The organism is Sphingobacterium suaedae (assembly GCF_042684625.1).
Taxonomy (GTDB): Bacteria; Bacteroidota; Bacteroidia; order Sphingobacteriales; family Sphingobacteriaceae; genus Sphingobacterium; species Sphingobacterium suaedae.
On sequence record NZ_JBHULR010000003.1, the window covers coordinates 431,484 to 454,511 of the forward strand.

At 43.0% G+C, this 23,028-nt stretch carries 16 protein-coding genes; 3 read left to right on the forward strand and 13 right to left on the reverse strand.

All coding sequences use genetic code 11. The annotated features are described in order from the left end of the window. Positions 1-74: 74 nt before the first annotated feature. Together ACFSR5_RS05270 and ACFSR5_RS05275 are read right to left on the reverse strand one after the other, a co-directional pair. A complete protein-coding gene (locus ACFSR5_RS05270; RefSeq protein WP_380901441.1) occupies positions 75-1,088 on the reverse strand; it encodes a LacI family DNA-binding transcriptional regulator in 1,014 nt (337 codons plus the stop codon). An 86-nt stretch (positions 1,089-1,174) separates the two neighbouring features. After that, positions 1,175-2,515: a PDZ domain-containing protein gene (locus ACFSR5_RS05275; RefSeq protein WP_380901443.1), complete on the reverse strand. Its 1,341-nt coding sequence runs from the start codon at positions 2,513-2,515 to the stop codon at positions 1,175-1,177. 225 nt (positions 2,516-2,740) lie between these two features. Between ACFSR5_RS05275 and ACFSR5_RS05280 the strand changes: the two genes are divergently transcribed. Together ACFSR5_RS05280 and ACFSR5_RS05285 are read left to right on the forward strand one after the other, a co-directional pair. Continuing rightward, positions 2,741-3,772, forward strand: a complete 1,032-nt coding sequence (locus ACFSR5_RS05280) for a L,D-transpeptidase (protein ID WP_380901445.1) — start codon at positions 2,741-2,743, stop codon at positions 3,770-3,772. A 73-nt stretch (positions 3,773-3,845) separates the two neighbouring features. Next, complete coding sequence (locus ACFSR5_RS05285) at positions 3,846-4,613, forward strand: murein L,D-transpeptidase catalytic domain family protein (protein ID WP_380901447.1); 768 nt, start codon at positions 3,846-3,848, stop codon at positions 4,611-4,613. 128 nt (positions 4,614-4,741) lie between these two features. Here the strand turns inward: ACFSR5_RS05285 and ACFSR5_RS05290 are convergent, their stop codons facing one another. The 9 genes from ACFSR5_RS05290 to ACFSR5_RS05330 form a co-directional block, all read right to left on the reverse strand. Beyond that, complete coding sequence (locus tag ACFSR5_RS05290) at positions 4,742-5,731, reverse strand: hypothetical protein (protein ID WP_380901449.1); 990 nt, start codon at positions 5,729-5,731, stop codon at positions 4,742-4,744. 46 nt (positions 5,732-5,777) lie between these two features. Beyond that, the gene (locus ACFSR5_RS05295) at positions 5,778-6,791 is read right to left on the reverse strand and encodes an NAD-dependent epimerase/dehydratase family protein (protein WP_380901451.1); all 1,014 of its coding nucleotides are present in this window, start codon (positions 6,789-6,791) and stop codon (positions 5,778-5,780) included. Between the two features lie 144 nt (positions 6,792-6,935). Continuing rightward, on the reverse strand, positions 6,936-9,149 hold the full coding sequence (locus ACFSR5_RS05300) for an NADP-dependent isocitrate dehydrogenase (protein WP_380901453.1): 2,214 nt from the start codon (positions 9,147-9,149) through the stop codon (positions 6,936-6,938). Between the two features lie 191 nt (positions 9,150-9,340). Next, positions 9,341-9,988 carry an NAD(P)H-binding protein gene (locus ACFSR5_RS05305; protein WP_380901455.1) on the reverse strand — a complete coding sequence of 216 codons (648 nt, stop codon included), beginning with the start codon at positions 9,986-9,988 and terminating at the stop codon, positions 9,341-9,343. Positions 9,989-9,995: 7 nt separating this feature from the next. Beyond that, positions 9,996-11,039, reverse strand: coding sequence for a 2Fe-2S iron-sulfur cluster-binding protein (locus ACFSR5_RS05310; protein WP_380901457.1), 1,044 nt, complete (start codon positions 11,037-11,039; stop codon positions 9,996-9,998). A 115-nt stretch (positions 11,040-11,154) separates the two neighbouring features. Next, a complete protein-coding gene (infB, locus tag ACFSR5_RS05315) occupies positions 11,155-14,205 on the reverse strand; it encodes a translation initiation factor IF-2 (protein WP_380901459.1) in 3,051 nt (1,016 codons plus the stop codon). A 106-nt stretch (positions 14,206-14,311) separates the two neighbouring features. Next, on the reverse strand, positions 14,312-15,550 hold the full coding sequence (nusA, locus tag ACFSR5_RS05320) for a transcription termination factor NusA (RefSeq protein ID WP_380901461.1): 1,239 nt from the start codon (positions 15,548-15,550) through the stop codon (positions 14,312-14,314). A gap of 2 nt (positions 15,551-15,552) precedes the next feature. Then, positions 15,553-16,017 (reverse strand): ribosome assembly cofactor RimP, encoded by a 465-nt coding sequence (gene rimP / locus ACFSR5_RS05325; protein ID WP_380901463.1) that lies wholly within the window; start codon positions 16,015-16,017, stop codon positions 15,553-15,555. Positions 16,018-16,117: 100 nt separating this feature from the next. After that, entirely contained in the window at positions 16,118-16,891 is a 774-nt protein-coding gene (locus tag ACFSR5_RS05330; protein WP_380901465.1) for an XRE family transcriptional regulator, read from the reverse strand. 114 nt (positions 16,892-17,005) lie between these two features. On the opposite strand from ACFSR5_RS05330, the gene ACFSR5_RS05335 reads away from it, so the two are divergent. Beyond that, entirely contained in the window at positions 17,006-17,326 is a 321-nt protein-coding gene (locus ACFSR5_RS05335) for a GIY-YIG nuclease family protein (RefSeq protein ID WP_380901467.1), read from the forward strand. Positions 17,327-17,392: 66 nt separating this feature from the next. Here ACFSR5_RS05335 and ACFSR5_RS05340 read toward each other — a convergent pair whose 3' ends face one another. Further along, positions 17,393-20,533 carry a basic secretory protein-like protein gene (locus ACFSR5_RS05340; RefSeq protein ID WP_380901469.1) on the reverse strand — a complete coding sequence of 1,047 codons (3,141 nt, stop codon included), beginning with the start codon at positions 20,531-20,533 and terminating at the stop codon, positions 17,393-17,395. A 37-nt stretch (positions 20,534-20,570) separates the two neighbouring features. Beyond that, on the reverse strand, positions 20,571-22,895 hold the full coding sequence (locus ACFSR5_RS05345; protein ID WP_380901471.1) for a penicillin-binding protein 1A: 2,325 nt from the start codon (positions 22,893-22,895) through the stop codon (positions 20,571-20,573). Between the last annotated feature and the right edge of the window lie 133 nt (positions 22,896-23,028).

Consider the following 23,028-nt stretch of genomic DNA (forward strand, 5'->3'; position numbering starts at 1 on the left):
AACAGTTAGCATTACGGGAATGTTCCCGAAACAGATCAAAGGTAGAATGTTCCGGGAATAAAACAAAAATTTTTCTAGTTTTTTTTACTCGAATTTTGAAAAATCAAGCTGGATTCTAAGAGCGTTGTTAGCTGATTCGTTAGCTCTATCGGTTTAGCCAATTGTTGGAAGAGGAAGTTTGCCGCATGCTTGCCCATTTCAAAAGCGGGCTGCTTAACGACACTCAACGACGGCTGTAATAGGTCGGTAATATCTAAACAGGAAAAACAAATGAGTTTTAGGTCTTCCGGTATGCGCATCCCCTCCTCGCTCGCTACCCGCATCGTCGAAATTGCCAAGCGTTCCACCGAAGCAAAGATACCGTCTGGCTTCTGCTCCAAAAGCAATTTACGAATCGCGTCTCGGTTGACGTCCGCATCGTTCTCAGTATCCAGAACCAAACGCTCATCCGTTGCAATTCCATGATCGCTCAACGCTTTTTTGTATCCATCCATGCGCACCTTACCAATGGAAACATTTTGATTAATAACTAAATAAGCTATTCGTTTACAACCGTTCTCTATCAAGTGTTCAGTGGCTCGACGACTGGATTCAAAATCGTTTCCTGTGACAAAATGACTGTTGAAATCATCATAAGTACGATCGAAGAATACAATGGGAATATGGTGATCCACCAAAAGTTGTAAGTGACTATGGTCTCTCCCTTCTCCCGAAGCCGATATAAGTACACCGTCCACTCGCCCGTTGGCAAGCGAACGCACAATAGAGGCTTCATTTTGTACATTACTATCCGTTACATAAATCAGTGTATGGTAACCTTTCGAACGGGCAATGAGCTCTATTCCTTTTATAGCCTGACTAAAAAACTTATTGCCAAATTCTGGGATAATAATCGCAATGGTATAGCTTTTATTTCCTTTCAGGCTACTTGCATATAAATTCGGCGAAAAACCTAGTTCCTCAGCCTTCGCTAAGATACGCTCCTTTGTTTTTGGATTAATATCACTGCTGTCTCGAAAGGCACGCGAAACGGTAGATTTCGAAAGTCCGAGCGTTTCGGCTAAATCAACTATAGTTATTTGAGACATGGTTTTATAAATATTTCAAACTTAGACAAATTTGGTCTGATATACAATATCATCTCCTCCATCTTTCCACAGATCATCGTCGTTTATCAAAACGGAATCGGGTCGACAAGTGGAAAGCGTGCCTGATAAATCTCCGTACCTCGTTGCAAGGTGAGCCGTAATACATCGCCCGGATGCGATTGTAATTTAGACATGATCTTTGCCAAACTTAAGCTGCCCGCTGCCGTGCCGTTTATTTTCAGCAGCGTATCGCCAACGCGTATGCCTGCCTGCTCAGCCGGAGAGCCTTTCCGTAAACCGGCAACTTTATACATCGGCCTCAACACAAAATTATACTGTACGTTATCATTTTCAAGATTGATTGTAATGCCTTGATCCGCACCATGGAATTTATCCTCCTTTTTTTTCTTCGGAGTTACCTTGACCAATTCTTTCGACCAAATCATACCATCATGCTTCAAATCCATACCGGCCATATTTAATAGAAAGGGTTTCCTAAAATTCTTATTCTTTTTAAGATAAAGAAGTTGGTTTTGATAATCAATCAATAAGTGGAAACGTTGCAGAACCTGGCTGCCAATAGAACCTATGCGATTTCTAGCGAGTTTACTCATGAATACAGCATTGGAATCTGGATAGGCAACGATCGGATAATCGAGTACAAAATCACCCAACATAACTTTTTCTATTCTGTTCCGTTTTCCATGTATTGCGCCATTAAAACCTCTTCCTATGTATTCTTCTACATACGGGAGCTTAATTTTAAAACCTGGAAGAAGAAAAGAGAATAGCATCAGTGGATCTGTATTCCCCATGTCAATGAGCATTTTTCCATCTATCCAAACGTCATCTACCCGCATCTTCGCCTGTAAATAGGGTCGTTCGTTTTCAATCTCCAGTTTATTGATTGCAAATTTGCGAACTGGTCGTGAATAATCATAACCTGGAGGATACAATGTCAAACGCTGTCTTGTATAATCAACTTGGATGGCAAAACTATTGAAAAATTTAGACCCCAAAATGCCATTGATAGCCACCCCGACGTCGCTGGAAATATCCAATTCGCTCGCTTGTATAACATAGATCCAATGAAGTGAGTCTACTGCAGCTTTGCCAACTTCCACAACATTACCCGTTGATAAAATACCATCGATTCCCTCTTCAATACCAATGCCGTGAAAACGCATTTTATTCTGATTTTTAAGGTATAAAGAATCATCGGCATGGGCAAATAATATGGTTTCTTTCACACCAGTGTCCAATAAAAACGAAAACGTTATCCCATTTATAGTAACAGGCACCAAAATAATGTTATTGATCAGCTCGAATTTTAAAGAGGTTGGTTTTTCTTCCGTAAGCTGAAAAACCCCTTGGCCACAAACCCTAAAAGGGAAGCCTATTAACAACAAGTAGATGTACCATCTCATTTATAATCGGTGTATATACGAATATAAGACATTGTCTGCTTATTTGAAACGACGCAATGGTTATTTTCTGTCAGATAAATAGGATAAATTTTCGCATGAACATTTGTAGTCTTGGCGTGTTATATGGAGAAACACACAAGCATATATTCGAATAGGGCCTAATGAAAATTTGACCCTTTTTATGTATGTTTGGGACAATCATATAACGAAAATTAAAATTCATACATGAGCGTATACGCGAAGTTTGCCGTTCTAGTGACCTGTGCGGTCTTGGTGGCCTGCAACCAAAAAAAAGAGTCTAAAGTGGATGTGGTCGAACAGAGAAAAGCCGATTCGCTTGAAATGGTTAAGAAAGCGGAAGAAGAAGCAAAAAAGAAACCCAAGACAGCAGATGATATCAAATTAACGAAAGAACTATCCTACGACAAACATACGTTAGAAGACACCTACCCGTACCAAGATACTTCGCGACGGTTCCAACTAGAAAAAATAAAGGAAAAATTGGCCTTTGTCGAAAATTTTCAGCGTGCCCCCGCCAACTATGGCATTCTGCAAAACCATAAAAACAAAAACAAAGAAGCCCCGCTGGTAAAAAACTACCATCGTAATGAATATACCCGCATCTCGGATTCCTTGGGTAATGAACGCTACCAATCGGCCCCCGTTTACGCTGTCGGTGAAACAGACGCTCCAACCATCTACGGACGCGATGGATCTTTGGTAAAATTACGCAGTACAGACACCCTACCTATGATCAAAATCGAGGGCGTCTCGTTCGACGGCACGTGGGAAGTTCCCAAACGATATGTGAAAGTCATCGGCGATACTGTCCAGTTTCATCGGGTGGTATTTGTTGATGTCACGAACCAAAATATTTTGACTGCTGAACGGCAGGGCGATTGTGATTGGCTTATCCGAAGCATGAATCCTGCTACAACCGGTCGACACAAACCGCCTTATGCACAAGAAACACCAACCGGTCTATACGTTGTTCAGGAAAAAAAAGTAAAAATGTATTATTATAAAGATGGAACCACGTCCATTGAGGGTTTCGCACCGTATGCCAGCCGTTTTACAAATGGCGCGTATGTCCATGGAGTCCCCGTAAACAATCCAAAAGGCTCGATCATTGAATATAGCTGGTCGTTAGGCACAACTCCTCGTTCGCATATGTGCGTCCGCAATGCCTCCTCGCATGCCAAATTTGTGTTTGACTGGGCTTTAAAGTTTAACGCTCTGGTCATCGTAATCGACTGATATTTACATTAATTTAACACTTTAATGCTCAAATTATTAGTAATTTTGTAATTGGATCAAAGATTTTGTGCCTATGCGTAGTTTATTTTTTGTAGTGTTGACAGGGTTATTTGTGAGTTATATTCCTACTGCGTCGACAAAGCATACAACAACCGACAATTCAAAACCTATACCTAAGGAAATTAAAGCGACAAAAACAGACACTGAACTCCTATACGAAAAAATGAATTTGGCGTCGGTTCTAAAGTTTGAGGCATTTGAACAAGCGATACAAGGTTTTTATACCCTACAACCGAAGAAGGATCAGATCTTGACAGTCATCGACTTTACACTGCCTTCTACCGAAAAGCGAATGGTCGTTATGGACATGAAGGATGAAAAAGTGCTCTTTCATACCATTGTTTCTCACGGTCGAAACTCCGGCGAGAAATATGCAAAATCATTTTCGAATAAACATGGTTCGTTGCAAAGCTCGTTAGGTTTTTTTCTTACAGAAAACACCTATCAGGGTGGAAACGGCTACTCGCTTGTTTTAGATGGTCTAGAAAAAGGAATTAATGACCAAGCAAAAGCGCGGGCTGTTGTTGTTCATGGAGCAGACTATTGTAGCCAAGCCATCATCAATTCAACCGGACGTTTAGGACGTAGTTACGGTTGTCCTGCCCTTCCACGTGCCTTGACGAAACCGATCATTAACACCATCAAAGGTGGATCATTACTCTACATATACGCTGATAATCCGCAGTATATGGCCACCACGAAAGTCGTTCGCCCGGTTCCGGCACGTAGTTTATTGGCGCAGCACGAAGAAAATCCAGATAGTTTAGGAACATTAAATTAGTCGACTGCCCGTACCCTTAATAAATCGCAACGACGTATTTACATAAGGACATGTGTTTATTTAAGAAAGGCCGATCTTCGTGAAGATCGGCCTTTCTTAAAGTTTTTAGATGGTTCGTTCGTATCCAATTATAGGACATTCGACGCCTCGACCAAGCGTTTCAATTTAGCATGGGTAATATCGATAGGCACGTGTCCAAATCCACATTCACTAGTTAAGATCAACCGTTCCGCCGGAAAATATTGTAAAGCGGGCGTGATACGAGCTTTGATTTCTTCTACAGACTCTAACTCGTCGCTACGCTGGTCAATTACCCCGATTCCCAGATCACCTTTGAAATCCCATTTATCGAACAATTCCAACATATTATAGCTTAACGTACAGTGTTCAAGCAAGACTTCATCCACGGGCACACGCTTGAATGCTTCGACAAGATCAGTATATTTTGTAAAATACACTCTTTTCCGTCTCGGATTGCCGCCACAAACGTGGAGTCCGATTCTGACCGATTCAGGCAAGGATTGAATCAATTCCGCAAGTATTTCAGCGGCCCAAACACTTTCTTCCGGAGATTCTGTCCACATCGGTTCGTCAAATTGTACGTGGTCGCAACCTAAGGCGATCGCCTCCGTAATTTCCTCTCTCAAAACGTTAGCCCAAGCTCTGCACAACGCCTGTCCATCAGGATACAAATCCATACGTTCATTGACACTGAATCGATATAATACATGCGGCCCCGTTACGGTTAATTTCACCTGTACATCAGCTGGTGCTGCGTCGCGTGCAATCTTCCAGTTTTGTGCGATATCGAAGCGAGGGTTCTTAAGTTCCCCAATCACACGAGGACATTCAATTCCAAAGCCGGCTGTGCCAAACGTTACTTTGGGCATATCCTCAAATGTAACGCCGTCGATCCGCTTTTGGTAATAATAATACATATTTTCCCGATAGCCTTCGCCATCCGTGATCGTATCCAATCCTAAGCTTGCCTGATCTTTTGCCGCCCATTGAATGTAATCCACGACTTCTTCGCGATTCATAACGGGTCTTTTCATCGTGTCCTCCAGTTTTTCTGGACGCGGATAACTGCCTATTACGGTATTACGGAATTTTGACATATAAATATTTCTTTGCTCTTATATCGTTATTAATACGGGTTATTCTTTAATCCTTTGGTTGTAGCACCCGGTTACGGGCCTCTTCGATTTGTGCACGCACACCGTCTTCCAGCGACCTCGGAATAAAGTCAATCTCCTCTTCCAAACGCGAACTATCACACCGGTCCACTAATGCCGTACGAGGTACGCTTTCGTTAAACTCGTACACTGCATCGGGAACAATACGGCGGACAGTGTGCATCAATTCATCAGCGGTTACAGAATGTCCACCATTATTGTAAGCAAAATGATGGAGCGTCGGCTTTAATGCAAGCCGTATAAATTGCTCGGCGACATCATCTACGTAAATCCAGCAATCCCGCGCGTCTTTAGAAAAGGGCAAACTCACCTTTTTACCAAGTGCCGGATTGGTGGCAAACTCGCAAGCCCACAGCACAGAACCTCTCATCCGTCCATCACCATAGACAATGGGCGGACGCATCGCTGCAATGCTCACTCCTTTATTTTTAATATATTTCTGAGCAGTAAACTCGTTCAGCATCTTCATGACGCCATATGTGTAAAAATGATCGTCTAGCGAACAAAAGTCATCTTCCTTTATCGCATAATTTTCATCGCCATACGCACTGTGATTAGCGCCATAAATAGTTTCACTACTGGCAAAAACCAGCCGGGTCAATTGATGGTCTACCACCATATCAAACATATTGATCATCCCCACGATGTTAACCGAAGCTCCGCGGTGGTGATCAGCCTCTACCTCTGCACTCATCAGATAAGCCAAATGGATAACATGTGTAATGCCCGGGTTTTCGAGAAATACATCATTGACTTGCGTTTTATTAGCAACATCGAGATTAATGAACCGTGTTTGGTCAATCTGCTCTTGTATTTCCGCTAGTGCAACGGGATCATGCTGATGTTTTAAAAGCGCAATTTGTTTTGTCCACGCTATATTTAGGTTTAGGTCGGCAACCACTACCGGTATCTTACGCTCCCACAAATTGACCACCACGCGTGCTCCAATGAACCCCGTGCCTCCGGTAACTAAAAATTTCATAAAATTATCACTACTATGTGTTGAATATTGCAAATATATAAAGAAAACGACCAAAATTCATTTGAAATTTGGTCGCTTTTTTAAAATATCAATAAATTAACCAAGCCACCTCCATACACAACAGGGAGTAGCATGACGTATCGCTTACAAAGAAGCAATCGCTTGATTTAATGTAGCAGACGGCCGCATGGCTTTTTCCGCCAACGCATCATTCGGAAAATAATAACCTCCTACGTCTTGCGGTTTGCCCTGTGCACCGATCAGCTCTTCATTAATCGTCTGTTCGCGACTTGCTAGCTGTTGTGCCAATGGGGCAAACCTTGCCGCAAGTTCGGTATCCGCGGTTTGGACAGCCAAGGCCTCCGCCCAATATAATGTTAAATAGAAATGAGAACCTCGGTTATCGATTTGTCCAACTTTACGGGCTGGTGATTTGTCATTCGCTAGGAACTTCTCCGTTGCCACATCCAAAGCGTCTGCCAGGACCTGAGCTTTTGCGTTATTCTGCGTTTGAGATAAATGTTCGAATGACGCTCCCAGCGCTAAAAACTCGCCCAAGGAATCCCAACGTAAGTAACCTTCTTCTAAAAATTGTTCTACGTGTTTAGGTGCCGATCCGCCAGCCCCGGTTTCAAACAAACCTCCACCGTTCATCAATGGGACGATAGAAAGCATCTTGGCCGATGTGCCTACTTCTAATATCGGAAACAAGTCCGTTAAATAATCACGAAGAACATTTCCCGTTACTGAAATCGTATCCTCGCCCTTGCGAATACGTTCGACCGAAAATTTGGTCGCTTCGATAGGCGATAAAATACGAATATCGAGATCGCTCGTATCAAAGTTTGGCAGGTATGCATTTACCTTTTTGATGATCTCTCTATCATGTGCGCGGTTTTCATCCAGCCAAAATACAGCAGGTGTATTCGATAGACGCGCGCGATTAACAGCTAATTTCACCCAGTCTTGAATAGGTGCATCCTTAGTTTGGCACATACGGAAAATATCGCCTTCTTCGACAACCTGCTCCATAAACACATATCCGCTTCCATCAACAACACGGATCGTTCCGCCGCTTGCTGCTTGGAACGTTTTATCATGAGATCCATATTCCTCCGCTTTTTGCGCCATCAATCCCACATTCGGAACAGATCCCATTGTTTTTGGATCGTATGCGCCATTGGTTTTACAATCGGCAATGACTGCGGCATAAACGCCCGCATATGAACGATCGGGTATAAGGGCAAATGTATCTTGTTGTTTGCCTTGTTTGTTCCACATCTGTCCAGAGGTTCGAATCATAGCAGGCATAGACGCATCTACGATTACATCCGATGGTACATGCAAGTTCGTGATTCCTTTATCCGAATTTACCATGGCTAAATCAGGACCATTGGCTATCGCCGCTTCAATTGCCAATTTCACTTCAGTCTCCTGAGGATGTCCAGCAATTTTTGCATATACTTCACCTAGACCATTATTCTTGTTAATTCCAAGTGAAGCAAACAGTTCACCGTATTTTGCAAATACATCGTTGAAATATACTTCCACAATCGCCCCGAATATAATGGGATCCGACACTTTCATCATGGTCGCTTTCAAATGTGCGGAAAGCAATACGCCTGCACTTTTCGCCTCTTCGATTGTTTTGGCTACAAACGCTTTCAATTTACCTAGACTCAAGACAGAGGTGTCGATTACCTCGCCAGCCTTTAGGTTAGCCAGACCTTTTAGTTCCTTTACTTCTCCATCAATTCCCACGAATTCAATCTTGAACTGGGTATCCTTTTCAACAGTTACCGATTTTTCCGTCGCATAAAAGTCACCGTCTTCCATAGAAGCCACCTTCGTTTTACTTGCTGCATCCCAAGCCCCCATACTATGTGGGTTAGCCTTCGCATAATTCTTCACCGCTTTTGGTGCGCGGCGATCAGAATTTCCTTCACGTAAAACGGGATTCACTGCAGAGCCTAAAACCTTCGCATACGTCGCTTTAATCTTCTCCTCTTCCGATGTTGACGGTGTATCCGGATAATTAGGGACGGCATATCCAGCCTTTTGCAGTTCAGCAATTGCTCCTTTTAGCTGAGGAATAGACGCCGAAATATTAGGCAATTTGATCATATTGGCATCCGGTTGTGTCGCCAACTGCCCCAATTCAGCCAAAGCGTCTGAAGTTTTTTGTTCCGTTGTCAGATAATCAGAAAAGTTCGCCAAAATTCTTCCAGCCAATGAGATATCTCTTAATTCAACTTCAATATTAGCAGTTTTTGCAAAAGCTTGAACAATAGGTAAAAACGAATAAGTAGCCAACAGTGGAGCCTCATCTGTCTTTGTGTAAATAATTTTAGATGACATAATTTTCTATTGAAATATTAGTAATTTTTTGTGAACAATTTATAAACTATTTAAAAATTCACCGTCTATTTTAAAATTCGCCTAAAGATACGCATTTGTACGTAAAATCGGCACAGTTGTGTGAATTATGGCAGGTCCGATCGCAACCTGGGCGATAACGAATTATTTGGCGGTGTCTATGCAACACAACGCTAGATCTCGTCAAATTGAAAGTAGTCGGACGGACTATACCTGCTTACACCCGATGTCGTTCTACGGTAAGCCGCAACCATAGCACGGGCAAGCATCTCCGTGGTGGTCGCCTTATAACTGCGTGAGAGTCCGATTTTATTTAAAAACACGATTAGTTTGCCAGCAACGAGCTCCATTACACGTCTAGAGTTCGGGCGGAGCAACAGCCCCGGCTGAACGATTGTTAATGAAGGAAATCCTAATTGTTTCACGTCTTCTTCCAGCGTCCCTTTCATCCGGTTATAAAAGAATATGGAATTTTTGTTAGCTCCCAGCGCAGACAACAACACAAACGACGGAACCTGTTGTGCGCGACAGAGCTCTGCAAACCGAAGCTGATAATCGTGATCTACCCGCCATTGTTTATCTTTACTACCAGCATCGTGCAACGTAGTTCCTAAACACGAGAAAGATACGTCTCCAAACATTTTCGAAACATGCTCTTCTAATTTCTCAAACTCGACAACAATTTCCGTAAGTTTCGCATGCGCCTTAAAATACGGCCTTCTAACGAAAACAACGATTTCCGTAAATTGCTCGTCTTGGATCAGCACGTTGACCAGTTCTGTGCCTGTGGCGCCTGTGGCGCCAATCAGTAATGCTCTCATTATAAATCTACAATACTTCGATAACTGTTCCGTTTTCCAAGGGATGCGAAACACAAATCAAACACCTTCCGTTTTCCACCTCTCTATCTGTCAACACCTCATTATAATCCATACGCACGGCACCTGTTATACACTGCGATATACATGTACTGCACATACCAGACTTACAGGAGTAAGGTAGCTTTATTTTGTGTTGTAAACCAACATCTAACACTGTTTTGTTGTAAGGAATTACCAATGGATAGTCCATACCCTGAAATCGAAGTGTCATCGTATACGCTGTCTGATCAACGGGTTCTTCTTCCCGTTCATCTTCGTCCTCTTCTTCTTCCGGAAAATGGAACGTTTCTTTCCGGATATCGGAATCAGAGATCCCCATCCCTAACAGCGTGAATCGAACCAAGTCCATGTAAAACACCGGACCGCAGGTAAAAAACAGCGCCTGACCGTCAGCGGGCATATGCTCTTTCACGATACGAATCAAATAATCCCTATTCAGTCGTGCATTTAGTAAGTTCTTTGCATTCGAAAATATCCAAACGACTGCTAGACGGTCGGGATATAACCTCTGCCAAGATAACAGTTCCTCATAAAATACGGTACGTTCAGGTGATCCATTGCTATAAACCAATACCACTTTTGTCATCGTCTCGGCGACCAACGCCGTTTTTAAGATGGAATAAAGTGGTATCACGCCCACGCCTGCAGCAAACAAAAATAGCGTGCGGTTCGCATCTCGTACCGGTTCATAGAAGAAAATACCTTGTGGTTCCATCACATTAACCACATCGCCCACTTTCGTACGATGATGTAATAGTCGCGAGATTTCTCCATTATCGACTCGTTTGACGGTTATGGCTAACGGTTCGTTTACATAAGGTGAACTACTGAACGAATAGGAACGTCGAACCTCTCTTTCTCCAAATTCAAAGGACAAGGTTAGAAACTGTCCAGATTTGGGTACGGGGTAATTACCGGAAAGATCCTTAAAAGTAATGGTCACATTCTCATTTGGCTGACGAGTAATACTGGATATTTCAAATTTGTACATGCTCTAAATTACTTCAATTATAAGCAATAGTCAAATAGATAGCCTCAATAGGATATAAAAAATCCTGACAGGAAGACTGTCAGGATTCTAAATTAATATTTGAACGCCGCCTGCATTAAAGCTTACGTTTTACTTCTACCTGTTCGTAAGCTTCTACAATATCACCGACCTGAATATCATTAAAACGATCGATGTTCAAACCACATTCATAGCCTTGAGCGACTTCTTTCACATCGTCTTTGAAACGTTTCAGTGAGGCTAATTTTCCAGTATGAATAACGACCCCTTCGCGGATAATCCGAATATCGTTGTTTCGATTAATCTTTCCATCCAATACCATACAGCCGGCAATCGTTCCTACCTTAGAGATCTTAAAGGTTTCACGAATTTCGACCTCAGCGACGATTTTTTCTTCGAATTTAGGCGCTAACATACCTTCCATAGCCGCTTTCAACTCTTCAATTGCGTCGTAAATGATCGAATACAAACGGATGTCAATTTGTTCCTGTTCCGCCAGCTTACGAGCACCCTGCGTTGGACGTACTTGGAAGCCGATAATAATTGCATCCGATGCAGAGGCCAATAAAACGTCCGATTCGGATATAGCACCTACCGACTTATGGATAATATTTACTTGAATTTCGTCTGTTGACAACTTTAACAAGGAGTCAGAAAGCGCTTCGATAGATCCATCCACATCACCTTTTACAATGACATTCAACTCTTTAAAGTTACCGATGGCCAAACGACGTCCAATCTCATCCAAGGTAATATGTTTCGTCGCACGCATGCCTTGTTCACGTTGCAATTGTAAACGTTTGTTCGCCACCTGACGAGCTTCCGATTCGCTCTCCAATACGTACAACTTATCACCAGCTGTTGGTGCTCCAGACATACCCAGAATCTGTACAGGAATGGATGGACCCGCTTCTTTCACGCGTTCGCCACGTTCGTTCGTCAAGGCTTTCACCTTACCGGAATGAGATCCAGCTAAGATTGCATCCCCTATGCGAAGTGTACCTCCTTGTACAAGAACCGTTGTAACAATACCGCGTCCTTTATCCAAAGCGGCCTCTATCACTGAACCCACCGCACGTTTTTTCGGATCGGCTTTTAATTCTAACAATTCCGCCTCTAATAATACTTTTTCTAAAAGTAGTTCAACATTTTCTCCCGTTTTAGCCGAAATCTCTTGCGCTTGATATTTACCACCCCAATCTTCAACAAGGATATTCATCGCAGAAAGCTGCTCACGTATACGATCAGCATTTGCCCCCGGTTTGTCTACTTTCGTAAAGGCAAACACAATCGGTGAACCCGCCGCTTGTGCGTGATTGATAGCCTCTCGTGTTTGCGGCATGACTGCGTCGTCCGCGGCAATAACGATAATGACGATATCTGTTACTTTTGCCCCACGCGCACGCATGGCCGTAAAGGCTTCGTGTCCTGGTGTATCCAGAAAGGTAATCTTCCGTCCGTCTTCCAGCTTAACGGCATAGGCACCAATGTGTTGCGTAATACCTCCGGCCTCTCCTTTGGTAACATTCGCTTTTCGGATATAATCCAATAACGAAGTCTTACCATGGTCAACGTGTCCCATCACCGTCACAATCGGTGCACGGGATACTAAATTAGCTTCGTTATCCGGTTCTTCCAACTCTGTGACCTCTTCATCTTCTGGTTTGATGAATTCCACTTGGTAACCAAATTCATCCGCGACAATAGCCAGGGTCTCCGCATCCAACCGTTGGTTGATAGACACAAACATACCTAAGCTCATACAGGTAGAAATAACCTGCGTCACTTGTACATCCATTAAATTTGCCAGCTCGTTCGCCGTAACAAATTCCGTTACACGTAAAATTTTCGACTGTGCTGCTTCTTCCATTGCCGCTTCCTCTGCCGAAAGGGCTATATCATCACGCTTTTGCCGACGTAATTTGGCACGCTGTGCAAATTTACCCGACTTACCAGCACCACTTAAACGGGCAAGTGTCGCCTTGATTTGGTCTTGGATTTCTTTTTCTGAAGGTTCCTCTTTCGGAGCCTCTTGATGACGTCCTTTATTTCTGTGGTCATGACGTCCTTTGGCATTACGGTCGTGCGGCTGGTTGCCTTGCCCCCCTTGCCGGTTATTTGCATTGTTATGGCCACCTTTATTGAAGCCACCGCCAGTTCCCCGATTAGTTCCATGATGATCACCTGTGTTCCGTTGACCGCCGTCCGTCGCATTTGGATTTATCGGGGCATTCGGATTCTTATTTGAACGCTTCCTTTTTCGTTTGTTGTCGTTATTAGACGCATTCGAAGAAGAAGCCACGGGCTTACGCTCCACGGGTAGCTGAATTTTCCCAACAACTTTTGGTCCAGCTAATGTCTCGGAACGCGCACGTATCACCTCATTTTGCGGTTCATCTGCTGTCGCAGGTTGGCCTTCTCCTTTCACAGGAGGTTTAACATCTGTTATTTCTTTATTCATGTCGGCCTTAGGCTCGGGTTTTGTTTCTTCTTTGGGTTCCTCCTGAGGCGGCAGTGCTTCCAATTTCACCTCTTTCTCTTCTGCAACCTTTTTGGTGATTTCCGTGACAGGCGTTTCCGCAACAGGTTTCACCTCTTCCTTTTCAACCTGTTCTTGAACCGGTTTCACGTCTACTTTTGGCACTTCAGCCTCTACCGCTTTTTCCGAAGGTTTCTCTTCCACCGTTGATTCCGTTTTCTTCGCACGACCACGGTTCAAGCTGTCTAAATCAATTTTACCAACTACCTTTAGATGTCCAGTCTCTTCCTTTTGAGGTTCCTCAACCTCCTTACGATCTTCAGGTACTGCAGGGGCTTCCACAGCGGCATTCTTTATCAAGATCTCCTTGGAATCTGCGATGTCTTCTTGAACGTCTTCTTTAGACTCAGCAGGATTTGCTCCACCTGTTCCAGCAGCCGACTCTTCACGACGAATTTTTCCGATAACAATTTGTTTCGCTTCGTCTTTTACGATTTTGTCTCCTTGAAATTCTTTTAATAGAACAGCATACATATCCGGTGACAGCTTAGTGTTTGGCTTCGAATCAACATCGAAACCTTTTTTCACCAAGAAGTCAACAGCTGTACCTATCCCAATGTTAAGTTCTTTTGCTGCCTTTAGCAAGTTTATGCTTTTTCCTTCTATCATCTATTTATTTACCTTCTAATATATAAGTACTACAAAAATATGTTTTTTTACACTGAAAAAACAATTTAAGAACAATTGTTTTTTCAGTGCTTGGAGCCGGAAAATTCTATTCAAACTCGGCTTGTAGAATACGTACAATTTCGTGTACCGTATCTTCTTCTAAATCCGTCCGTCGAACCAGCTCCTCTTCGCTCAGTGCAAGCACCGATTTCGCCGTGTCCAAACCAACGCGTTTCAGCTCGTCGATAATCCAGCTATCAATTTCATCTGCAAATTCTTCGATATCCACATCCTCATCAACTTCGTCGTTCTCGCGATATACATCAATTTCATAGCCGGTCAGTTTTCCAGCCAATTTAATATTATGGCCACCACGACCGATAGCTAACGATACCTGATCCGGTTTTAGATAAACGGCGGCCGTCTTGTTATCTTCATCGATCTTAATGGACGAAATCCGCGCCGGACTTAAAGCACGTGTGATATAAAGCGAATGGTTCAACGTAAAGTTGATGACGTCTATATTTTCATTGCGTAATTCACGAACGATACCGTGAATTCTCGATCCTTTCATCCCCACACAAGCTCCGACTGGATCAATACGGTCATCATACGATTCCACAGCCACCTTAGCGCGTTCGCCGGGTTCCCGAACGATCTTGCGGATCGTAATTAAACCATCAAAGATTTCGGGTACCTCGAGTTCAAATAAACGTTGCAGAAACTCCGGAGCTGTTCGCGATATAATGATCTTTGGATTATTGTTCATCATATCCACTTTAAACACAACTGCGCGAATGCTATCCCCTTTTTTAAAGTAATCTGCTGGTATCTGTTCCGTTTTTGGTAGGATGAGCTCATTTCCATCTTCGTCTAACACCAGAATTTCTTTCTTCCAGATTTGATAAACTTCTCCGATTACCAATTCCCCTTCCCGGTCTTTGTATTTCTTAAAGACTTCGTCTTTCTCTAACTCCAAAATTTTGGACACCAATGTTTGACGTGCGGCTAAGATAGCACGACGACCAAAACTCTCTAACGTGATCTGCTCGATGTAATCATCACCCACCTCTAAATCCGGGTCATATTGATGTACCTCGGCAAGCTCGATTTCAAGATCGTCATCTTCAGAAAAACCATCCTCCATAACGACACGTGTTCTCCAAATTTCTAAATCTCCGTTGTCCGGGTTAACGATAACGTCAACATTCTCGTCCGTGCCGAAACGTTTTCGTATCATGCTCCGGAAAACTTCTTCTAAAACGGTAATTACCGTGGGACGATCGATATTTTTAAAATCCTTAAACTCTTGAAAAGAGTCGATCAAATTGATATTGCTGCTCATTTTTATTTAAATGAAATTAACACCTTTGTTTCTTTAATAGTTTCCAACGGGATGGTAACCGTTTGTACAGTCGCCTTTTTCCCTTTTTCCTTTACTTTTTCTTCCAGAACGATGTTCGCCTGGTCAACGGCAATCAGCCTACCTTCTCTTTTTCCGCCTTCATTATCCTTCACTCGAATTTCTCGTCCAATATTTTTTTCATATTGACGATGAAGAAGCAAGGGCGTATCAATTCCTGGCGAAGACACTTCAAGACGATAAGCCCTGTCTATGACGTTTTCCTCTTCCAAATGAAATCCGACATGACGGCTAATCTGTGCACAATCTTCGATAGCGATCCCATTATCTCCGTCTACGAGAATTTCCAGCACACCATTGTTATGCATTTTTATGCGCACAATAAACAGGTCATCGCGACCCTCTATTTTTTCCTGCACTAATTCCCAAACTCTTTCTTCTATTTGCATATAGTTTAATAAGCGAATTAAAAAAAGGGGGCATACTATGCCCCCTCTTCTTCAGATAGTACAAAGGTACATATATTCTTTTAAAGAAACAAAAAAGCTTTTATTTATTATCAACAACCGCATTAATCGTTTTCTGCATTTGCGCCATCATATTTGTTAATGTTTCCATCGTTGGTTCTGGACTAGGCTCCGGTATAACCGTACTGATAAAAGCCTTTGCGCGCCACACCTCAATAATATCCGAAGCTTCCACCCAATACGGTTCGTAGGTCTTGTTATCAGAAACCAATTTCAACCCCTTGTCTTCCTTGAATTTGAAAGCAACCCGTTTATACACAACACCATCTTCTCTAGACACGATCACGTAGGTCTGATTCGGTTTTATATCATGCCAGTCTTCCACGTACTCCCCAACGATAATACTTCCTGATGGTAAAGGCAGCATCGAATCTCCTTTTATCTCAAAAGCCCGATAGGTCCCTTGTGTAAACATCGGCAACGAAAATTTAGGCAACTCAGCCACATACTCTGGATCGCCATACCCATTTAGATAACCTGCACTAGCCTTTACGGGCACAAGTTCAATGTTCTCCCGATTGTCAGAGTCGACGGTCACACTCAACACCCGTAAATTAGACGCATTACTCTTCGGCGTAGGTCGCCACTTGTCATCGATCACTTCATGTGTTAGCTCATCCATGGTAAGCTCATAAAATTCGGCTATCTTTTTTAGCAACTCATATTTAGGTTCTGCCCTATCTTCCTCGTACGCCCCTACTGAAGCTCGTTTTATAGACAGCGCGTCGGCAAATTGCTGCTGTGTAAGACCTTTTTTCTTCCTCAAGAATTTGAGATTCGATGCAATGTTTGACATAAATTTTTATAAAAAATTTTTAAATACTAATTTTATTAGTAATATTGTGCCAATAAAATTAGTAATTAAGATTTGCATAACCAAATCTATTAGTAAATAGTAAAAAATTAAGCGATGGAACGACACGTAGTCTATATCATTACAGATAGCAACCGAGCCTATTTAGAAGTAGGATATTGTGCAGATATGCACACGCGATTACAAGAAATTCGCGACTCCTCCAGTATCCTATTCAGCAGTACGCCAAAATTGAATAACGTGGTGCTTCTCGAAGAATTTGAGTCTAAAGAAATGGCAATACTTCGGCAGCAACAATTGCAGCATTATACGCGGATGCAGCGCGAGCGCATTATTCGTATGAAAAATCCCAATTGGTTGAATCTTCACCCAACCACCACGTTTGCACCAAACAAAAAAGTCGTTGTTTATGCCTAAACATAAACAACGACCTTAACAACCTTATCCTCTACACTCCTCTTACGCACTATCCATGTGTTGGACTTACCACCCAGGCATAAAGTTTAATCCGAACGTTCCAAATTTTGTACGGGATTTTACGAAAGGTACAGCATAATAGGGTTCCAGAATCATTGCGCCGAACAAATTAATCCGCAAGGACACACCAGCACTGAAAACAGGTACTCTATAATTTTCGTCATACCCTGTAATAATATTCCCCAGTTCATCACGGATGGGTTGCCCATTGGCATCCGTTTGTTCTACAATTGGTTTTTTATCTATGCTACTCACAATTTTATTCCCGCGACTCCAGGCTAATCCTCCGTCGAAAAATATATTCAGGTCAGAAAATAGAAAATTGGATTTCACCGCCGCCAATTTTTCGGGTCCTGTAAACGGTAAGCGTAACTCAAAATTTCCAACGAGCACCCGCGATCCCATGAGGTCATTAAATGTTAGATCGCCCACTTTCTCTGGGTTGAGGTCATCAAAGCCTCGCACGAAAAATGGATAACCAATGTAATTTCCACGCAGCTTATCCTCATCATTACCAGAACGAATATAAGAGTAAACACGTCCTGCAACGGTAACAGGTTTAAGACGGACATACTTTCTTAAATCAACCGTATATGTTGTAAAATTAAGATCTCCCACGTATTGCCCGGCTCCAACGCGATAGCGAAAACCATCCAATGGTGCTGCCATTCCAAATACAGACTTATCACCAACAAAGGAAGCACTAACCTGCTCAACCGTCAACGGATCTAAGCTTCCAAAGCCTAGATTTCGAGCCTCTTCGTTAGACAGCTTCTTACGGTCGCCATATCCCCAATAACTTCTCGTCCATTTCTCCGCCCGATAACCGTATCGCGCAACTGCACCACCGATCTCAAATCGGTGGTAACGGTTAAATGGATACGCAACAAACGCATCCAGTTGGGTTTCAAATTGCCGGATTAAATAGTCGTTAATAACAACCTCATCTCCGTTGCCCAAATCCTCTACCGCATATTGACTGAATCCATACCGATATGGGATATGGGAAATCGATCCTCCCCAATTCCATCTACTTTTTTGGTTTACGTAAGCCACTTGCCCTCCAAAGTCATAGATCTCGCCATTAATATTCAGACTCGTATAGATCTGGTTATAACCAAGGATATCCGAGAAAATACCGAATATACCTCCAGCCATACCGGCTCCATACCGTGATCCCACGGTCATTCCAACACCTGAATTAGCCAGGTAATCTAACTTAAATTTAGAACGATACGGCACCGGGTTAATCTGCCCATCGCCGATACGCCGGTACGCATTGAAATTTTGCAAATTGGTATTTACTACATTCACCCCTCTGCTCACATTCGGCGGCAACATCGCTGCTGTGAAATCGGCTTGACTAGCATCAATGATATGGGGTTCAAAGTCTGATGCCTTTGCCTTATAAATATTATATTGGTTGCCTTTAAAGTAAGAATACACGATATCATCATGGCTCGAAATACTCATCGCTGGCGAGTATTCCGTGATTCCACTTATCCCCGTAAAATAGTCCGTAAGTTTTTCTACAGCAAGAGTTTTCATCGAATAACGGAACATATTTCGGTATCCATCACCGTTCGATAGGAAATAAATAAACGCGCCGTCGCCGGAAAAATGCGGGTTAAGGTTGTTTGCACCTGGAAATACGTGAAGAGGTTGTATATTTCGGTTTGCAACATCTAAAACAGCTAGTCCCATAGGAATGTCGACCGCACGACTGTCTGCTTCATAAGCAACCCGATCCGTGCTAAAGACGATGAGCCTTCCGTCTGCAGAAAAACTCGGCTGAAAATCAGAATATTTATCATTCGTCAACTGTTCCAGCTCCTTCGTCTTTAGATTGTAAACATAAATATCGCTTTGACCTTCTTTTAGACCGGAAAAAGCGACACGTTCACCGTCGGGCGCAAAGGTGATGTTCGTAAACTCCACAATATTTCCCATCGCCTCAACCGACAACACCTTACCCGACTGAACATCAATGGTCATTAATTTGTTTTTTCCCTCACTAAACACACTGAAAGCGAAACGCTTACTGTCTGGGGAGAAGTCGCCGGCCGACTCTAAGTAGCTAAACTCGTCAATATCTTTGTTCGTCATCCGGCTACCCAGCTTTCTGATAATCCGCCCCGTTTCCCCATCAGCCAAAAAAAGATCGATACCAAATAAATCCTTCTCAGACATAAAAGCGACGTAGCGTCCGTCTGGAGAAATAGCAGGAGCCACATTCATACGTCCTCCGTTCGCCGAGGTAACTAATGGTCTTCCAATAGGCCGAGATACCGTATCCTTGTTTAATGCCTTAAAATTGGCTTCCATGCTATTCCTCCACAAGGTGGACATTGTCTGTGCATCGTAGCCAAACACGCGCTTCATAGCAAATTCATAGCCATATTTCGCCGTTTCTATAAACAAGGGCATAATTACGGTATCCCCATAAGTCGCCCCAATATAAGCCCAAAACGCCTGCCCATAGCGATAAGGAAAGTAATTATACGACTGTTCTGTCATCTGTTTCAGCGAAGGAATATCTTGCCTTGCGTAGGCATCACGCATCCACATCGCTGTAAATGCGTCCTTTTTACCGATAGACAGATATTCCGCCATACCTTCGACCATCCATAAAGGAATGTTTCCGACACTTTCCAAGCGCGTCGTGTCTTTTCCTTCCATTAACACCCGATACTGAAACGCATGCACCATCTCATGCCCAAGTACATGACGCGTCTGTTGATTGATCTGCATCACCGGCATGACCACGCGTTGTTTAAATGCCTCCGTGACACCACCTGTACCCACGGATATCTCCCCGGAAATCGCCGTTGTTTGTTGAAATTCAGGATGGTTGTTATACACAATCACCGGATTTTTACGTAAAAACGTATCTTGAAACACTTGCTGATGCATCCCGTACCATACCTCTGCCTCCTTGGCCAACCAAGTAACTACGCTATCATTTTGCAAATAGCTATACATCTCGAAATGTGGCGTTTCTTTAACGGTAAAATTCAGTTTCTTGTAGCGCATTTTATTTTGCCCAAAATACTGTGCGGAAGTCATCTGGGGCACTACAAACAGAAACAAGAAAGCCGCCGCCCACAGGACAGGCTTAAACCAGCTAGATTTATAATGTACGTTCATAATAAAGATTAGTTACAACTAAAATACAAAAATCCTTTTATTGCAAGACTTCCTGCCCGCCGCCCGTTACTTCGGTCGTTGTTCCTTCCAAAAAATCATCAATCCCTTCGGTGTTCAAGGAATCTGTGCTATCGGCAGGTGCCGTTATTCGAATTCTCGGACTCGGACAGTTATATTTCTTTTTAATTTCAACTTTCGCCTCTGGAAACTTACCCAGTGTCACACCCAGTTCTGGGTGTTTATACAGTTCCTCCATAAACAAAGCGTAGATCGGTAATGCTGTCTTAGACCCCTCTCCTGTATGCGAATTTTTGAAATGTATACTCTGTTCATCACATCCTACCCAAACGCCCGCCACCAAATCTTTCGTCACTCCCATATACCAACCATCTACATAGTCTGAAGAGGTTCCCGTCTTCCCTCCAATTTGATTATCATTTTCGAACAGATCCCATTCCCACAGCGCCTGAGATGTACCACCGGGCTCTTCCATCGTACCACGCAACATATAGGTCATAAGCCAGGCATTTTCGGGATCTATCACCTGCTTCTGTTTTGTCTCGAACGAAGCGATCAGTTTCCCATCACTATCGTAAATTTTAGAAACCAGGACCGGCTCAAGCCGTTTCCCTTCATTCATAAACGTTGCATAGGCGTTAACCATTTCAAACACCGATACGTCGTTTGATCCCAGACCAACGGAAGGAACTGACTCCAGATGGCTATTTATCCCCACCCGATGCGCGGTCTCCACAATTTTATCCCAACCCACATCACGCGTAATTTGCGCCGTTATCGTATTTAAAGAACGAGCCATTGCCCATCGAAGCGACATGTTACGGTAGGAAAAACTCCAATCCGCATTCTTCGGTTCCCACACCTCTTTTTCTCCCTTCTGGTTGATGAAGTCTAGACGCACGGGTTTATCTTCATACGTATCGCAGGGAGCCATTCCATTTTCTAATGCGGTCAGGTAAACGAAAGGCTTAAAGGTTGATCCTGCTTGGCGTTTCGCTTGATTAACATGGTCAAATTTATAATATTGATGGTTGATTCCGCCAACCCATACCTTGATCTCTCCATTGTACGGATCCATAGCCATCATCCCTGTATTCAACATAGACAAATAATGTTTCAACGAATCCATACTCGACATCTCGACTTCTTCTTCACCACCCTCCCATGTAAACACGCGCATTTTCTTGGGTTCATGGAGAAGCTCGAATACTTTTTTTTCGTCCTTATAGGTATCCATAAGCTTCTTATAGACATCTAACTTACGAGCTTTATCTTCAAGAAAACCTGCTATTACCGAACCACTTTTATCGCGCCACGGAAGTTCATTTCGCCACGTGTTATCTAGCCGTCTTTGCAACTCTTTCATTTGTTGGGCAACGGCTTCTTCTGCAATTTTTTGCATACGTGAATCAATCGTCGTATAAATTTTGAGTCCTGCGGTATAAATATCGATATCATTTTCCTCGCTCCATTGCTCTAACCACTTTTCGACGGCGGTACGCAAATAGGAATCATTTGAGCTTCTTGCTTCCTGGCTATTGAGATTCAATCCGAGCGGTGTCTTTGATAAAGAGGCATACGCTTGCGCAGTAATATACCCTTCCTTTTGCATCTGTCCTAATACCACATTCCTACGTTCTAACGATTTCTGCGGATTACGTGTCGGATTATATAACGTCGTCCCTTTGAGCATCCCGATTAAAACGGCTGCTTCTGCTATCGTTAATTCTTTCGGATGTTTATTAAAATATCGAACTGCTGCGGATTTTATCCCATATGCATTGTTGCTAAACGAAACCGTATTCAGGTACATCGTGATGATCTGCTTTTTCTCATACCGGCTCTCCAATTTATAAGCTGTCATCCACTCCTTAAATTTCGTGACGCCCATCCGAACAACCGGCACTTTACCAAGCAGCCCCTGCGACTGGGCATAACGTGTCCGATATAAATTCTTTGCCAATTGCTGGGTAATGGTACTAGCTCCTCTTTTGTCGCCTCTAAGTGTGGATACGATCCCCGAAAACAGACCGAAAAAATCCACTCCATTGTGTTTATAAAAACGCACGTCTTCGGTCGCCACCAATGCCTGTAGAATATTTTCAGAAATGCTATCGTATGCAACCGGATCCCTATCCTCCTGAAAATACCGACCGATTAGTACGGAATCTGCTGTGAACAATTCCGAGGAAACATTCAGCGTGGGTAATACGATATCCCGTTTGGTCGGCGAATATCCAAATAACCAAAGAAAATTAAGCTGCACAGCACAAACCAGGATCACGATACTATATATAGCTATTAAAAAGTAGCGCAGAAATTTGTTTTTAACCCTTCTAAACATACGGTAAAGATGAAAATTGTTTTCCGAAAAACAGCCATTGAAGGTAAAAAAACCACATCACAGTTTTGGAATTAACGAATTTTAACATTTACGGAATTCGGCTAAATTTCATGACGATGGTCGTCCCCTACGC

What these genes read in the sequence shown, in the direction of transcription:
- ACFSR5_RS05295 (WP_380901451.1), bottom strand. Translation starts at nt 6,791, where the DNA reads ATGAAATTTTTAGTTACCGGAGGCACGGGGTTCATTGGAGCACGCGTG.
- ACFSR5_RS05340 (WP_380901469.1), bottom strand. Translation starts at nt 20,533, where the DNA reads ATGAACGTACATTATAAATCTAGCTGGTTTAAGCCTGTCCTGTGGGCG.
- ACFSR5_RS05305 (WP_380901455.1), bottom strand. Translation starts at nt 9,988, where the DNA reads ATGAGAGCATTACTGATTGGCGCCACAGGCGCCACAGGCACAGAACTG.
- ACFSR5_RS05270 (WP_380901441.1), bottom strand. Translation starts at nt 1,088, where the DNA reads ATGTCTCAAATAACTATAGTTGATTTAGCCGAAACGCTCGGACTTTCG.
- ACFSR5_RS05310 (WP_380901457.1), bottom strand. Translation starts at nt 11,039, where the DNA reads ATGTACAAATTTGAAATATCCAGTATTACTCGTCAGCCAAATGAGAAT.
- ACFSR5_RS05280 (WP_380901445.1), top strand. Translation starts at nt 2,741, where the DNA reads ATGAGCGTATACGCGAAGTTTGCCGTTCTAGTGACCTGTGCGGTCTTG.
- ACFSR5_RS05345 (WP_380901471.1), bottom strand. Translation starts at nt 22,895, where the DNA reads ATGTTTAGAAGGGTTAAAAACAAATTTCTGCGCTACTTTTTAATAGCT.
- ACFSR5_RS05275 (WP_380901443.1), bottom strand. Translation starts at nt 2,515, where the DNA reads ATGAGATGGTACATCTACTTGTTGTTAATAGGCTTCCCTTTTAGGGTT.
- nusA (WP_380901461.1), bottom strand. Translation starts at nt 15,550, where the DNA reads ATGAGCAGCAATATCAATTTGATCGACTCTTTTCAAGAGTTTAAGGAT.
- rimP (WP_380901463.1), bottom strand. Translation starts at nt 16,017, where the DNA reads ATGCAAATAGAAGAAAGAGTTTGGGAATTAGTGCAGGAAAAAATAGAG.
- ACFSR5_RS05285 (WP_380901447.1), top strand. Translation starts at nt 3,846, where the DNA reads ATGCGTAGTTTATTTTTTGTAGTGTTGACAGGGTTATTTGTGAGTTAT.
- infB (WP_380901459.1), bottom strand. Translation starts at nt 14,205, where the DNA reads ATGATAGAAGGAAAAAGCATAAACTTGCTAAAGGCAGCAAAAGAACTT.
- ACFSR5_RS05335 (WP_380901467.1), top strand. Translation starts at nt 17,006, where the DNA reads ATGGAACGACACGTAGTCTATATCATTACAGATAGCAACCGAGCCTAT.
- ACFSR5_RS05330 (WP_380901465.1), bottom strand. Translation starts at nt 16,891, where the DNA reads ATGTCAAACATTGCATCGAATCTCAAATTCTTGAGGAAGAAAAAAGGT.
- ACFSR5_RS05300 (WP_380901453.1), bottom strand. Translation starts at nt 9,149, where the DNA reads ATGTCATCTAAAATTATTTACACAAAGACAGATGAGGCTCCACTGTTG.
- ACFSR5_RS05290 (WP_380901449.1), bottom strand. Translation starts at nt 5,731, where the DNA reads ATGTCAAAATTCCGTAATACCGTAATAGGCAGTTATCCGCGTCCAGAA.